This is a genomic window from Brevundimonas sp., from assembly GCF_029945885.1.
Taxonomy (GTDB): domain Bacteria; phylum Pseudomonadota; class Alphaproteobacteria; order Caulobacterales; family Caulobacteraceae; genus Brevundimonas.
Genome location: NZ_JAQSDK010000013.1, coordinates 76,414 through 90,212, shown reverse-complemented (window position 1 = coordinate 90,212; position 13,799 = coordinate 76,414). Strand labels below are relative to the sequence as shown.

Annotated in this window: 14 protein-coding genes; 8 read left to right on the top strand and 6 right to left on the bottom strand. The window is 71.1% G+C overall.

What is annotated here, in order from left to right; translation table 11 throughout:
* Positions 1–8: 8 nt before the first annotated feature.
* Both PSV00_RS06995 and PSV00_RS06990 read right to left on the bottom strand, forming a co-directional pair.
* The gene (locus PSV00_RS06995) at positions 9–554 is read right to left on the bottom strand and encodes a phosphoribosyltransferase (protein WP_300445795.1); all 546 of its coding nucleotides are present in this window, start codon (positions 552–554) and stop codon (positions 9–11) included.
* On the bottom strand, positions 547–1,518 hold the full coding sequence (locus PSV00_RS06990) for an MJ0042-type zinc finger domain-containing protein (protein WP_300445794.1): 972 nt from the start codon (positions 1,516–1,518) through the stop codon (positions 547–549). The genes PSV00_RS06995 and PSV00_RS06990 overlap by 8 nt, the downstream gene beginning before the upstream one ends.
* Before the next feature lie 71 nt (positions 1,519–1,589).
* Here PSV00_RS06990 and PSV00_RS06985 point away from each other — a divergent pair, with 71 nt between their 5' ends.
* The 5 genes from PSV00_RS06985 to PSV00_RS06965 are packed head-to-tail and all read left to right on the top strand — an operon-like array spanning position 1,590 to position 4,840.
* Positions 1,590–2,300, top strand: a complete 711-nt coding sequence (locus PSV00_RS06985; RefSeq protein ID WP_300445793.1) for an ATP-binding cassette domain-containing protein — start codon at positions 1,590–1,592, stop codon at positions 2,298–2,300.
* Positions 2,297–3,178, top strand: coding sequence for an ABC transporter permease (locus PSV00_RS06980; RefSeq protein WP_300445792.1), 882 nt, complete (start codon positions 2,297–2,299; stop codon positions 3,176–3,178). The genes PSV00_RS06985 and PSV00_RS06980 overlap by 4 nt, the downstream gene beginning before the upstream one ends.
* Positions 3,179–3,187: 9 nt before the next feature.
* Positions 3,188–3,826: a YdcF family protein gene (locus PSV00_RS06975; protein WP_300445791.1), complete on the top strand. Its 639-nt coding sequence runs from the start codon at positions 3,188–3,190 to the stop codon at positions 3,824–3,826.
* Positions 3,823–4,566: a 1-acyl-sn-glycerol-3-phosphate acyltransferase gene (locus PSV00_RS06970; RefSeq protein ID WP_300445790.1), complete on the top strand. Its 744-nt coding sequence runs from the start codon at positions 3,823–3,825 to the stop codon at positions 4,564–4,566. The genes PSV00_RS06975 and PSV00_RS06970 overlap by 4 nt, the downstream gene beginning before the upstream one ends.
* Positions 4,556–4,840, top strand: coding sequence for a hypothetical protein (locus PSV00_RS06965; RefSeq protein WP_300445789.1), 285 nt, complete (start codon positions 4,556–4,558; stop codon positions 4,838–4,840). The genes PSV00_RS06970 and PSV00_RS06965 overlap by 11 nt, the downstream gene beginning before the upstream one ends.
* 43 nt (positions 4,841–4,883) lie before the next feature.
* Here the strand turns inward: PSV00_RS06965 and PSV00_RS06960 are convergent, their stop codons facing one another.
* The 4 genes from PSV00_RS06960 to PSV00_RS06945 all read right to left on the bottom strand — a co-directional run bounded on the left by PSV00_RS06960 (position 4,884) and on the right by PSV00_RS06945 (position 9,033).
* A complete protein-coding gene (locus PSV00_RS06960) occupies positions 4,884–5,198 on the bottom strand; it encodes a type II toxin-antitoxin system RelE/ParE family toxin (RefSeq protein ID WP_300445788.1) in 315 nt (104 codons plus the stop codon).
* Positions 5,199–5,202: 4 nt separating this feature from the next.
* Positions 5,203–5,457: an addiction module antitoxin gene (locus tag PSV00_RS06955; RefSeq protein WP_300445787.1), complete on the bottom strand. Its 255-nt coding sequence runs from the start codon at positions 5,455–5,457 to the stop codon at positions 5,203–5,205.
* Between the two features lie 340 nt (positions 5,458–5,797).
* Positions 5,798–6,529 (bottom strand): ligase-associated DNA damage response endonuclease PdeM, encoded by a 732-nt coding sequence (gene pdeM / locus PSV00_RS06950; protein ID WP_300445786.1) that lies wholly within the window; start codon positions 6,527–6,529, stop codon positions 5,798–5,800.
* Positions 6,526–9,033, bottom strand: coding sequence for a ligase-associated DNA damage response DEXH box helicase (locus tag PSV00_RS06945; RefSeq protein WP_300445785.1), 2,508 nt, complete (start codon positions 9,031–9,033; stop codon positions 6,526–6,528). The genes pdeM and PSV00_RS06945 overlap by 4 nt, the downstream gene beginning before the upstream one ends.
* Before the next feature lie 58 nt (positions 9,034–9,091).
* Between PSV00_RS06945 and PSV00_RS06940 the strand changes: the two genes are divergently transcribed.
* Genes PSV00_RS06940 through PSV00_RS06930 form a run of 3 tightly spaced genes read left to right on the top strand, consistent with a single transcriptional unit; the run spans position 9,092 to position 13,795 of the window.
* Entirely contained in the window at positions 9,092–11,995 is a 2,904-nt protein-coding gene (locus tag PSV00_RS06940) for an ATP-dependent DNA helicase (RefSeq protein ID WP_300445784.1), read from the top strand.
* A 49-nt stretch (positions 11,996–12,044) separates the two neighbouring features.
* Entirely contained in the window at positions 12,045–13,112 is a 1,068-nt protein-coding gene (locus PSV00_RS06935) for a DUF2125 domain-containing protein (protein ID WP_300445783.1), read from the top strand.
* Positions 13,112–13,795: a hypothetical protein gene (locus PSV00_RS06930; RefSeq protein WP_300445782.1), complete on the top strand. Its 684-nt coding sequence runs from the start codon at positions 13,112–13,114 to the stop codon at positions 13,793–13,795. The genes PSV00_RS06935 and PSV00_RS06930 overlap by 1 nt, the downstream gene beginning before the upstream one ends.
* The last annotated feature ends 4 nt before the right edge of the window (positions 13,796–13,799 follow it).

Genomic DNA, 13,799 nt, shown 5'->3' with positions numbered 1-13,799 from the left:
GGGGCGATTCAGTCCAGGGCGCAGATGTCGGGCAGGCCGCGCAGGGCCCCGGCGTGGTCAAGGCCATAGCCGACCAGAAACCGGTTGGGCGCGTCCCAGCCGACGAAGTCCGGCTCGGGCGCACGCGGCAGCGGCCAGGGCTTTCTGGCGAAGACACAGGTCAGCACCTCGGCCGCCCCGGCCTCACGGGTGATGCGAACCGCCTCGGCCAGCGACAGACCGGTGTCGAACACATCGTCGAGGATCAGCACCCGGCGGCCGGCGATCGGTCGCTGGAAAGGGGCATAAACGTCGATCTTGCCGCGGCTGGACCGGGAGTCTCCGTAGGAGGCCAGCCACAGGGCGTCGAAACGGACGTTGCGGCCGACCCGCGCCAGGGCCCGGGTCAGGTCGGCGGCAAACCACAGACCCCCGGTCAACAGCACGGCGGCCACGGTCTCGTCGTCGATCACCGGCGCGATGCGCGCGGCCAGATCGGCGACGATGCGCTGGATCTCGGTCTCGGGCAGCAGGACGGTCGGGGTGGCCGGTGCGGCCTGGGGGTCATCAGCCATGATGGGAGGCCGATACCGCCTCATCGCCCGTCGCGTCGAGAGTCGGGGCCGCCACAGGCACGGCGTCCAGCGGATGCAGGTCCCCCGGCTCCGGCACCGGAGCCAGGGCCGGTCGCAGCCCACCCTCGTCGGCCGTGGGCAGGGGGCGGGGGGCCGGAGCGACCGGTTCAGCATGGGCCGCATGCGCCGGGCGGACGGGCTGACGGGCCGCCTCGGGCGACAGGAAGACCACATCGACCCCGGCGGCCTTGCTGCCCGGATCGGCGATCAGGACGGCAAAGCCCTGGACCTTGCCCGGCAGCACCGGGGCGGCATCGATCCGCACCACGGCATGACCGATCTCGGCTCCGTGGGCGTCCAGCAGGGCCAGACGCACCGGCGGGGCGACGACCTCGTCCGAACGAACATTGCGCAGGGCCCCCGAGACCAGCACCCGGTCCGGCGCGCCCGGAGCGGCGCGGGCGGTGATCGCTTCGAACTCGAGACCGGTCGGATTCACGGGCGACCCGACCGCGGCATAGGCGGCGGCGGCGCGGGGATACAGTTCAACCACCTCGACCCGGAACAGCCAGCCGGCGGTCAGCAGGGCGACGAAGGCCGAGGCGATCCCGGCCCAGACCGCCCCGTGGGCGGCGGCCCGACGCAGGCGGCGCTGTTGCTCGGCCCGGGCCCGGAAGGCCTTGGGCAGTTCAGGGGCCGGGGTCTCGGCCAGGGTTTCGGTGGCCTCGTCCCGCTTGCCGAATCCGGTGGCCGCCGTCGGGGCGGAAACTGAATCCGCAGCCGTGGTGGCGGCCTGCTCCGAATCGGCGATCAGGACCGCGGCGGCATTCAATTCCAGCGGTTCGTCGGTGCTGGCGTGCCAGACATGGCTGCAGCTCTTGCAGCGCACGCGGCGCCCGCCCGGACCGATCGCATCGTCGGGGGTGAAATAGCTGGTGGCGCAGGACGGGCAGGTCAGTATCATGTGGTCTGACTGCGAGGCGTTGAGCCCCCTCCCGTCGAGGCGACATTCCGCCTCGATCCCATAAGTAACCTATGCCCGAATCGCCCCGCCGCATCGCCGAACCCGACTCCGCTGCCGCCCCCGTCCGCCTTGAGGGCGTGGGATTCGGCTATGCGGATGCGCCCGGCGTGCTTCGGAACATCGACCTTATTCTGCCGCGTGGCTCTTTCCACTTCCTTACCGGTCCGTCCGGGGCGGGAAAATCGTCACTGCTCAAGCTCCTGACCCTGGTCGAACGACCGACCACCGGCAGGCTGCGCCTGTTCGGGGACGACGTCACCTCCCTGCCGCGCTGGGCCATTCCGGCCGTGCGGCGGCGCATGGGGGTGGTGTTCCAGGACTTTCGCCTGCTGGATCACCTCAGCGCCTTCGACAATGTCGCCCTGCCGCTGCGGCTGGCCGGGCTGAAACGCGACGACTATGTCGGCAATGTCGCGGAAATGCTGGACTGGGTCGGTCTCGGCGACCGTATGGCCGATGCGCCTCCCTCCCTGTCCGGGGGGGAGAAGCAGCGGCTGGCCATCGCCCGGGCCGTGATCAGCCGGCCCGACCTGATTCTGGCCGATGAACCGACCGGCAGTATCGACGCGGCCATGGGCGAGCGGCTGCTGCGCCTGTTCCAGTCGCTGAACCAGCTGGGCACCACCGTGCTGATCGCCAGCCACGACCAGGCCCTGGCCGCCCGTTCGGGGGCCCGTATCCTGCGTCTCGAGAGCGGTCGCCTGGTCGGAGACCGGTCATGATCGCCGCCCTGACCCGCCGCCCCCCCGGCCTGCTGCCGCGTGACAGCGCCGGCGAGCCCTGGCTGGCGGCGGTGATCGCCATCCTGTGTTTCCTCGCCTGTCTGGCCGCCGTCGGGGCCGCCTCGGCCGACCGGGCCGCCCACGGCTGGGCCGGCCAGTTGCGGGCCGAGGCCACCGTCCAGGTCCGGCCCCGCGTCGGCGAGAGCGGGGCCGGGGCCGCCGCCCGCGCCGCCGAGACCCTGGCCGGGGTCGACGGGGTGGCCGAGGCCGAGGCCATGGATCGCGAGACCGCCGAGGCCCTGCTGCGTCCGTGGATCGGCGACGCGGTCCTGCCCGACCTGCCCCTGCCGCATCTGGTCACCGTGCGGCTCGATCCGGCCGCCCCCGCCAGCGCCGTCACCCTGAGTCGGGCCCTGGCCGAGGCGGGGCTGGACGCCAGCGTCGACGACCACAGCCTGTGGCGCGGCGAGGTCGAGCGCGCGGCCATGATCATCACCCTGCTGGCCGGGGCCGCCTTCCTGCTGACCGCCCTCGCGGCGGGCGCGGCCATCGCCTATGCCACCCGGGCCGCCCTGGCGGCCCAGCGGTCGGTGATCGAGACCCTGAGCCTGAACGGGGCCGCCGACGGCACCATCGCCCGCCTGTACCAGACCCGGTTCGGCCTGCTCGCCGCCGGGGCCGGGGCGACCGGGGCCATCGCCGCCGCCCTGCTGGTCGCGGGCCTGCGCGGCCTTGGCGGCAGCGACGGCATCAGCCCGGCCCTGCCCCTGGCCTGGAGCGACCTGTGGCTGCTCTCGCCATGCCCGCTTCTGGCGGCTACGGTAGCGGTTGTCGCGGCGCGTATCACAGCGCTGGCGAGCCTGCGACGGCGGCGTTAGGTAAGGGCTATGAAGTTTCTGACTCTCATCGCGATCGTGGCCCTGGTCTGGCTGGTCGGCCTGTTCGCCTTCGCCGACCGGGTACGCAATCTGACCCCGGCGGACGAACCGGGCCGGGCCGACGCCATCGTGGCCCTGACCGGCCCCTCGGCCGAACGGGTCAATGTCGCCGTGCGCCTGCTGGAACAGGGCAAGGGCCGCCGACTGCTGATCTCGGGCGTCAATCGCGAGGTGCGTCGCCAGGAGCTGCGCGCCCTGACCCCCGGGTCAAACCGTCTGTTCAACTGCTGCGTCGATCTGGGCTTCGAGGCCGAGGACACCTCGGGCAATGCCCGCGAGATCGCCGCCTGGGCCGAGACCAAGGGCTATGACAGCCTGATCGTGGTCACCTCCGACTACCATATGCCGCGCAGCCTGGTGGAGATCCGCGCCGCCGCCCCCGGCGTGACCCTGACCCCCTATGCGGTCTCCACCCCGTCGCTCGACGATTCGCGCTGGTGGCGGGCTGCCGTGACGGCGCGGCGCATGACGCTGGAATATATGAAATACCTCGCCGCCCTGACGCGGGCCGGTGTGCATCGCCTGACCGCTGACGACGCCGCCGCGACCGATTCCGATGCAGCCGCGACCGAAGCCTCGCCCGCGTGACCAGCGTCCGCTCCCTGCTCTTCGTGGTCTGGCTGTATCTGTCGATGGCCCTGTTCGCCGTCGGCCTATCTCCGGCCCTGCTGATGCCCTACCGCCAGGCCATGTGGGTGATCCGCAACTGGGCCCGCTTCTGCCTGTTCGGCCTGCGCTGGATCGCGGGGGTCAAGGTCGAGTTCCGCGGCCTCGAATACCGGCCCGCCGGCGCAGCCCTGATCGCCGGCAAACACCAGAGCATGCTGGACGTGATCGCCCCGTTCGCCATCCTGCCGGACAACTGTTTCATCATGAAGCAGGAGCTGGCCCCCCTGCCCTTCTTCGGCTGGTTCGCGACCAAGACCCGGATGATCGCCGTGGACCGCTCGGCCCATTCCAAGGCGCTGAAGGCCATGGTGCGTCAGGCCCGCGACCGGTTCGCCGAGGGCCGGCAGATGCTGATCTTCCCCGAAGGCACCCGCACCCCGGTCGGGGCCGCGCCCGACTACAAGCCCGGCATCGCCGCCCTGTACCGCGACCTGGACTGCCCCTGCACCCCGATGGCCACCAACTCCGGCGTCCACTGGCCCGCCCACGGGTTCCGGCGCTATCCGGGGACGATCGTCTATGAATTCCTGCCACCGATCCCCGCGGGGCTGAAGCGGGATGTGTTCATGGCGCGGCTGGAGCGGGAGCTGGAGGCGGCGTCGGATGCGTTGCTGGCGAAGAGCCCAGGCCAGTCAAAGGGCGCGGAACGTGCGCTCTAACTATTATGCGTTCCTGACCATCGCTCTCATTTGGATGGCGATCATCATGGGCTTCGTCGGCCAAATCATGTCGGTCATCGGCCCGTTCTGGTACCTGCTTTTTGGGGTGAGTGCCTTGGTGACGCTGGTCGTCGGCCAATGGTTCGTCTGCCCCTACTGCGATCATCCACTGGTCCAGCCAAAGATGATTGTCGGCGACCGTAAGGTCACAGGCTACGGAATGTTTCCGGGCCGCATCTGCACCTCATGCGGCGAAGACGTGACCCGGAATTAGACTTGCGTCTTCACCACATGCGCGCAGGGCACAAAGGCGCTGTCTAAAGCCCCAAATCTTCCCGCAGCCGCCCGATCTGGTGCATCCGCTCATGCAGCACGGTGACGATGCCGATGTCGCCGTCCGTCAGATGCCGCCAGTAGACGAGGTGGCGTTCATAGCGAAAGACATAGCCTTCCACCCCGAAGGCGGCCGGGATCGGCCGGGACGCCACGCCGTGCGTCTCGATCCGCGCAAAGGCGTCGAACAGGCCGGTGATATAGCGCTCCGCCTGGGCCTCGCCCCAGCGGTCGCGGGTATGGCGGTAGATGGCATCGATGCGGTGCGACGCCGCCTGCTGGACGCGGACGGCGGCCACCCGCTCAGCTCCGGTTGCGGGCGATGACCTCGGCCGCGGTCAGGGCGACATAGGATGACTCCGGCGCGGCGAAGGCCTGGGTCAGTTCCGCCTTCAGCCGGTCGAACGCCTCCTGCTCACGACGGTCCATGTCGCGCCGGACGAGGTCGCGCACATATTCGCTGATGTTCTCATAGGCTCCGTCCTCGCCGACGTTCGAGGCAACGAACGCGCTCAGCGCGCCGCTGAGGCGGACGGTCATTGTGGTGGTTCGGGACACGGCTCGCCTCCTGCTGCGTCTTCAGAATACGCAATAATGAAGACACCGCCAAGTCGCGGCCCCTGCAGTCCCGGGTAGGGCGCGAACCACCATTGTCATCCCGGACGCCGCGAAGCGGCGAGCCGGGACGGATTGTACACTCCTGAGCGGGGCCTCCCGGAAATCGCGGCGCGATTGTCCGGGAGCCGGGTGCCGCCGCGCTGAGCCTGACCCTTCTCCCGGATAGCGGCTGACGCCGCTTCCGGGAGGTTGTCGTTGCTGCACATGAGCGTCCCGGATCTCCGCTTCGCGGCGTCCGGGATGACAAGCCGACCGAGTCAGGAATGAGGGGTGACGGTCCCTACCGCAGTGTCCCCCACGCCAGCGCATGCACCTGGTCCCGGCCCAGGGCGGCGGCCATCGGCGGGGTGGCGAACAGGCTCGCGATGGCCGGGTCGCGCACATTCAGCCCGCCGGTGAAGGCCCCGAAAGCGGGCAGGATCAGTCGCGATCCGTCCGTGACGAAACAGGGCCGCCGCACGCCGCGTCCGTAGGCCGCGACCCGGGCGGCCGGGTGCAGGTGGCCGGCGACCTCGCCCGGCTGGTCACCGGGCTGCGGCTCATGCACCAGACGCAGCGGGCCCAGCGACAGGGTCTCGACCACCGTGCCGGTCAGGCCGGACAGGTCCTCGCCAAGCGCGACCCGGTCGTGGTTGCCCTCCAGCCAGATCCAGTCGCGGGCGGCGGCCAGCCGGTCCAGCCGGGCGCGGTCGTCCGGGGCCATGCGGCCGATGGCGCGGGTGTCGTGGAAACTGTCGCCCAGAAGGACGACCCGGTCGGGGTCCAGGGCCGCGATCTCGACCTCCAGCCGCTCCAGGGTGGCGGCACTGTCATAGGGCGGCAGCATCTGGCCGCCGGCGGCATAGGCCGAGCCCTTCTCCAGATGCAGGTCGGCGGCGATGAGGGTGCGATGGGCAATGACCCACAAGGCCCCGGAGGCCCGCAGCACACAGGCCTCGCCCGCGATGCGCACCCGCAGACCGCCGCACGGGTGGCGGCTGGGGGACAGGGTTTCGCGCAGGGCGGCGTTCACGGCGACTCCTCCATCACCTCGGCGATCAGGGCCTCGGCCGAGTCCTCGAGGATCATGTCGGCCGCGCCACCGCCGACCCGTTCGCGACCGATCTGAACCAGCACGGGCACGCTGAACGGCGAGGGCCGGTCGAGGGCCACGGCACGGATATGGCCGCCGATCCGGGCCAGCAGCTGACCCAGTCGCGCCACGTCCAGCAGGCCCGCCGCCGCATCGGCGCGGGCGGTTCTGAGCAGCAAATGGTCGGGCTGGTGCCGGCGCAGGACGTCGTAGATCAGGTCGGTCGAGAAGGTTACCTGCCGCCCGCTCTTCTCGGCCCCCGGCTGGCGGCGCTCGATCAGGCCGGCGATCAGGGCGCAGTCGCGGAAGCTGCGCTTCATCATGAAACTCTCCTCCAGCCAGGCTTCCAGATCGTCGCCCAGCATGTCGGGCTGGAACAGGTCGTCGAAAACCAGCCCGTCCAGCGGCCGGACGGCCCAGATGGCCAGGGCATAGTCGGTGCAGACAAAGCCCAGCGGCCCGACCCCGGCCCGGTCCAGCCGCCGCGTCAGCAGCATGGCCAGGGTGGTGTGGGCCAGCCGCCCCTCGAACGGATAGCAGACCATGAAATTCCGCCCGCCGCGCTGAAAGGTCTCGATCAACAGGGAGTCGGCGGTCGGGATCAGCGAGCGGCGGTCCTGCAGCTCCAGCCATTCCCGCACATCGCCGGGCAGGACCCGCCAGTGGTCGCGGTCCTGGATCATCGCCCGCACCCGGACCGCCAGTGAGGTCGACAGCGGAAATTTCGACCCGCCGTAGGACGGGATTTTCGGGTCGCGATCCGTCGCGTGGGTGACCAGGGCATCAAGGCCGGAAATGCCCTGGAAGGCCCAGACCTGTCCGGCGAAGACGAAGGTGTCGCCGGGCGACATCTGTTCGAAATAATGCTCCTCGGCCTCGCCGATCTTGCGGCCGCCGATCCGGTTGCGCAGGGCCCCGCCGCGGCCCGAGGCGACCCGCACACTGAGGGTGGCGGCGGTGACGATGGTGCCGACATTCATCCGGTGGCGCTGGGCGATCTGGGGGGTGCGCACCCGCCAGAAGCCGTCGCGATCCCGCACGATCCGGGCGAATTTGTCATAGGTGCGCAGGGCATAGCCGCCGGTGGCGACGAAATCGACCACCTCCTCGAACGCCTCATAGGACAGGTCGCGATAGGGGCCGCAGCCGGTTACCTCGGCATGCAGGGCCTCGACCCGGAACGGTTCGGAACAGGCCACCCCCATCACATGCTGGGCCAGGGTATCGAGGGTGCCGACATGGACCGGCTCCCAGTCGAAGGCGTTCTCGGCCACCGCCTCGCGCGCGGCCTGGCATTCCAGGGTCTCGAACCGGCTGGCGGGGACCATCAGGGCGCGACTGGGCTCGTCCAGCCGGTGGTTGGCCCGGCCGATGCGCTGCACCAGGCGCGACGCCCCCTTGGGCGCGGCCAGCTGGATCACCAGATCGACGTCGCCCCAGTCGATGCCGAGGTCCAGCGTCGAGGTACAGACCACCGCCCTCAGCTCGCCCCGCGCCATGGCCGCCTCCACCTTGCGCCGCTGTTCCGCCGCCAGCGAGCCGTGGTGCAGGGCGATCGGCAGGTTCTCGTCATTGATGGCCCACAGCTGCTGGAACACGAATTCGGCCTGCCAGCGGGTGTTGACGAACACCAGGGTCAGCCGGGCGGCGGCGATGGCCTGATAGACCTCGGGCATGGCGTGCTGCCCCGTATGGCCGGCCCAGGGGACGTGCCCCTGGGACACCAGCACGTCGATGACCGGGGGAGAGCCGGGGTCGCCGCGGACGATCCGTACGTTTCCTTCTCCCCCTGTGGGAGCAGGCACTCCCGGCCGCAGCCACCCGGCGATCATGGCCGGATCGTCGACGGTGGCGGACAGGGCCACGCGACGCATGTCGGGGGCGAAGGCCTGCAACCGGCCCAGAGCGAGGCTGAGCAGGTCGCCGCGCTTGCCGCTCCAGATGGCATGAACCTCGTCCAGCACCACGCATTTCAGATCGGCGAAATAGCTTCGCGCCCCGTCCCAGGCGCAGAACAGGGCCAGCTGTTCGGGCGTGGTCAGCAATATGTCCGGCGGAAACTCGCGCTGGCGCTGCTTCTTCGACTGTTTGGTGTCGCCGGTACGGCTTTCGACGTGGATGTTCAGCCCGATCTCGCGGATCGGGGTCATCAGATTGCGCTCGACGTCGACGGTCAGGGCCTTCAGCGGCGAGATATAGAGGGTATGCACCCCCGACCCCGGGCCGAAGGCGGGCCGCGGGCCGCGTTCACTCAGTTCGATCAGGCTGGGCAGGAAGCCCGCCAGGGTCTTGCCGCCCCCGGTCGGGGCCACCAGCAGGGCATGGGACCCGGCCTCGGCCGCCGCGACCATCTCCAGCTGGTGCCGACGCGGGCTCCAGCCACGCGACGCGAACCAGTCGGCGAACAGCGGCGGCAGCGTTGCGGGAGCGGCAGGGGTCGTCACGACCGGTCTATAGCATGTTCCCGTTCCGTTTCACGCGTCGAACCGCTATCTATCGACTGTGTCCGACGAATCCGCCCTCGCCGCCGCCGTCCGTCCCGCCGTCACCGGTGCGGAGCCGTGGCTGGTGCTGCCGCCCGCCCTGGCGATCCCGCCGGGGGCGGGGGCGATCTGCGACGAGGCCGGAGCCCGGCGGATCGGGCGCGGCGCGGCCGAGGGGGCCTTTACCACCGCCCCGGTCATGGTCGCCCATGCCAGTCTGACGGCGCGGCGACTGGGGCTGGCCCCGCCACCGCGCTCGGCGGACCTGCTGGATGTGCTGGAGCTGTTCGCCTTTGTCCGCCCGGCCAAATTCTGCGCCCCCTCGCCCAGCGGCCTGGCCCTGGCCCTGGGTATGGTGGAACCCAAGGGGGCCGAGGCCCAGGCCGTGGCCCTGCGCCATGCCGCCGACGCCCTGCTGCGCGAACTGGCCGATCCGGCCTATCCGCGGCGCGAGGACGCCCTGACCCTGACCGAAACCCTGTCGAAAGCGGGCTGGAGCTGGGGCTGGCGGGTGTCCGGGGCGCTGCAGCACCAGCCGATGCGGGCGCGCCAGTATCGCGGCTCGGGCCTCGATGTCTGGAGCCGGATGGCGGAGTGGGAGGATGAGGCCCCGCGCGGCGAGGCCGGGTCCGTCCCCGTCGATTCCGAAAGCGCCCGCATCCGGCTGGAAAAGCTGCTGCAGGTCTCGGGTCTGGACGAGACCCGCCCGACCCAGTCCGACTATGCCGCCGAGGCCGCCTATGCCTTCTCGCCGCGCAGTGAGGAGGGGCGGCCGCGGATGCTGCTGGCCGAGGCCGGAACCGGCACCGGCAAGACCCTGGGCTATCTGGCCCCCGCCTCACTATGGGCCGAGCGCAACCAGGGCGCGGCCTGGGTCTCGACCTATACCCGGGCCCTGCAGCGGCAGATCGACCGCGAAAGCGCCGCCCTGTGGCCCGACCCGGCCGAGCGCAAACGCAAGGCCGTGGTCCGCAAGGGCCGCGAGAACTATATGTGCCTGCTGAACCTGCAGGACATGGTCCAGGCGGCCCAACTGGGCAATGGCGACCTGATCGGCATGGCCCTGGCCGCGCGCTGGGCCCTACATTCGCGCGACGGCGACATGACCGGCGGCGACTATCCGGGCTGGCTGCCCGGCCTGTTCGCGGTCGGATCGGGCCAGCAGGCCAGCGCCGCCAACCTGGTCGACCGGCGCGGCGAATGCGTCCACGCGGCCTGCCCCCACTACCGGCTGTGTTTCGTCGAAAAGACCATCCGCGCAAGCCGCCGCGCCGATCTGGTGGTGGCCAACCATGCGCTGGTCATGACCCAGGCGGCCTTCGACGGAGCCCGCTCGGCCCGGGGGCTGAAACAGGACGGCGAGACCGCGGCCCTGAAACGCATCGTCTTCGACGAGGGCCACCATCTGTTCGACGCCGCCGACAGTGCCTTCTCCGCCTGCCTTTCGGGTCAGGAGGCGGCCGAGCTGCGGCGCTGGATCCGGGGGCCGGAAGGACGCGGTCGACGCGGGCGCGGGCTGGAGCAGCGGCTGGGTGATCTGTGCGCGGACAATGAGGCGGCCCAGAAGGCGCTGAACGACGCCGTGCGCGCCGCCGCACAACTGCCCGGCGAGGGGGTGTCGGGCCGCATCGCCCCGGCTTCGGGCGAGGTCAATCCGATCGGGCCGATCGAGACCTTCCTGCTGGCGGCGCTGGACCAGCTGCGGGCGCGGACCTCCGAGACCGGCGGACCCGGCGGCATCGAATTCGGCATGGAATGCGCGCTGCGGCCGGTCAACGAACCGGTGCTGGAGGCCGCCCGCGCCGCCGCCCGGGCCCTGGCCGCCGTCGAGGCCCCGCTACTGGCCCTGTCGCGCCATCTGGAAGATGTGCTGGACGACGAGGCAACCGAGCTGGACGGGGCCCAGCGCGCCCGGATCGAGGGGGCCCTGCGTGGCCTCGACCGCCGCGCCCGCATGACCCTGCCCGGCTGGCGGTCGATGCTGGCGGCGCTGGACGAGGGCAGTGACGAGGCGGATCCCGATTTCGTCGACTGGCTGTCGGCCGAGGCCGCCTTCGGCCGCATCCATGACGTGGCCCTGCGCCGCCACTGGATCGACCCGACGGTGCCGTTGGAGGCGGCGGTGATCATGCCCGCCCACGGGGTGCTGGTGACCAGCGCCACCCTGTCCGACCCGATGGCGACGGGCGAGGGCGGCGACCCGTTCGACATGGCCCGGATGCGCACCGGTTCGGCCCGGCTGATCGAACCGGCCCGGACCCTGAAGGTCGAGAGCCCGTTCGACTATGCCGCCCACAGCCGCGTCATCGTCGTCAACGACCTGGTCAAGGACGACGCGCGCCAGACGGCGGCGGCGATGCGGGAACTGTTCCTGGCCGCCGGCGGCGGCGGCCTGGGTCTGTTCACCGCCATCCGCCGGCTGAAGGCGGTCTATGAGCGTCTGGGGCCGGATCTGGCCCGCGAGGGCATCCCCCTCTACGCCCAGCACGTCGATCCGCTGGAGGTCGGGGCCCTGGTCGATGTGTTCCGGGCCGAACAGGATTCCTGCCTGCTGGGCACCGACGCCGTGCGCGACGGGGTCGATGTGCCGGGCCGGTCCCTGCGCATCCTCGCCTTCGACCGGGTGCCGTGGCCGCGGCCGGACCTGCTGCACCGGGCCCGGCGCGAACGGTTCGGCGGACAGGGAGCCCAGGGCCGGGCCTATGACGACGCCCTGGCCCGGGCCCGCATCGCCCAGGCCTTCGGCCGCCTGATCCGGCGCGGCGATGACAAGGGGGTGTTCGTGATGCTGGACGCCGCCACCCCGACGCGACTGTTCGCCGGCCTGCCGCCGGGCACCGAGGTGCTGCGCATGGGTCTGGCCGAGGCGGTCGAGACGGTCGCGGGCTTCCTGGCCGTCCCGGGATCGCCCTCGCCGGGTTGAAGCCATTTCCCAGCTTTTTTTGGCCGTGGTCGCCTGATACTCACCGGGCATGACCGTGACCCCGCCGATCCGACGCCACAGCCGTACAGGCCTCTATGTCCCGCTGTTCATCGCCCTGGCCGTTCTGGCGGGATGGACCGGCTGGTGGTTCTATCTGACGCATCGGATCGAGACCGGGATCGAGGCCCGGACGGTCGAGATGCGGGCCGCGGGCTGGGATATCGGCCACGGCCGGATCACCACCACCGGCTGGCCGTTCCGGACCCGGATCGCCATTGCCTATCCCACCGTGACCGCCCCCGACGGCCACGCGATCGCGGCCCCGGCCCTGGTCGCCGAGGCCAATACCTACAATCCGGACAAATGGGTGATCGTCGCCCCGGACGGTCTGGTCCTGACCCGGCCGAACATGGGCAAGGTGGCGGTGCGCGGCGACGCCCTGCGCATGAGCCTCAGCCACCTCCGGGCCAACTTCCCCGACCTGCGCATCCAGCTGGACCAGCCGGTCTTCACCCCGCATCCCGGGGCCGCCCCCTTCCCCATCCTGCGCGCCGATCAACTGCAGATCGTGGCCCGGCCGCATATGGTCGACGGCCCCGCCGGAACCGCCGGGACGGCAACGACCGGGGCTGTCGACGTCCTGTTCCGCCTGACCGAGGCCCGGGCGAGACCGGGTGGCGTTCTCGACGGCCTCGCTGTCCAGGGCCCGGTCGGCGGCTGGATCGAGACCACGATCGACGGGGCCGACCATCAGCGTGGCCGGACCATGATCGGCGACCTCAGGGCCTGGGCCGGCGCAGGTGGTCGTTTCACGGCCGTGCGCGGTGAACTGAAGGCCGGAGTCAGCACCGCGACCCTGTCCAGCGACACCCTGACCGCCGGACCGGATGGCCGCCTGCGAGGCAGCGTCGCCCTGACCGCCGACAAGCCCCTGCCCGCCCTCGCCGGCCTGGCCCGTTCCGGCGTCTCCGGCGTCGACCGGGCCGCAGCCGCCGGAGCCGCCACGGCGACGGCCCTGACCGGTGACACCTCGGCCGTCAGCCTGCCCCTGGTCTTCCGTGACGGCCGTACCTGGCTGGGCCCTTTCGCCCTGGCCCCCGCGCCGAAACTGTTCTGATGCTGGTCGAGCCGCCGGTCGATCCAGCCCTGGACGCGCTGGATCAGGCTCTGCTGGCCGCCGTCCGGGCCCGGATCGCGGCCGGATCACGGACCTCCGTGGATGCCGATATCCTCGCCATTCGCGCGCGACTCGAAGAGGCCGACACCGGCGACGTCGCCGTATTGCGCGCCCTTCTGGGTCGACTGGACGTGGCCACGGGCGGCCCGCTGACGGTCTGGGGGCCGGCGGCCCGGCTGCTGGCGGTCGACCGCTATGGCTTGACGATCCAGTCGGCAGCGGACGCCGAGGCGGCGCTGGCGACGGTGCAGGGCAGCGGACGTGCCCTGATCGACCTGGGCGGCGGCAGGCCCTGGTGGGGTATGCTGCTGGCACGACCGGCCCTGCAGGTCACCGGTGCCCTGCCTGACGACCGTCACGGCCGGCCCCAGGCCCTGATGATCGAGACCCGCGCCCCGGGCCCCACCGGCGACGACCGCACCTTCTGGGTCAGTGACAGCCCGGCTCCCGAGGCGAAAATCACCACGGCCCTCGAGGCCGCCGGACTGGTCGCCTCACCGCTGATCGCGACGGGCGGCTTGAAGCTGTTCATGCTGGCGGGCTATGTGCAGGCCGACGACCCGCGCCTGACCGGCGCTCCGGGCAGCCTCACCGGCATTATCGGTGCGGCCCCGGTCTTCTGATACC

Coding starts and splice junctions, on each gene's coding strand:
- PSV00_RS06995 (WP_300445795.1), bottom strand. CDS start 554: ATGGCTGATGACCCCCAGGCCGCACCGGCCACCCCGACCGTCCTGCTG.
- PSV00_RS06990 (WP_300445794.1), bottom strand. CDS start 1,518: ATGATACTGACCTGCCCGTCCTGCGCCACCAGCTATTTCACCCCCGAC.
- PSV00_RS06985 (WP_300445793.1), top strand. CDS start 1,590: ATGCCCGAATCGCCCCGCCGCATCGCCGAACCCGACTCCGCTGCCGCC.
- PSV00_RS06980 (WP_300445792.1), top strand. CDS start 2,297: ATGATCGCCGCCCTGACCCGCCGCCCCCCCGGCCTGCTGCCGCGTGAC.
- PSV00_RS06975 (WP_300445791.1), top strand. CDS start 3,188: ATGAAGTTTCTGACTCTCATCGCGATCGTGGCCCTGGTCTGGCTGGTC.
- PSV00_RS06935 (WP_300445783.1), top strand. CDS start 12,045: ATGACCGTGACCCCGCCGATCCGACGCCACAGCCGTACAGGCCTCTAT.
- PSV00_RS06930 (WP_300445782.1), top strand. CDS start 13,112: ATGCTGGTCGAGCCGCCGGTCGATCCAGCCCTGGACGCGCTGGATCAG.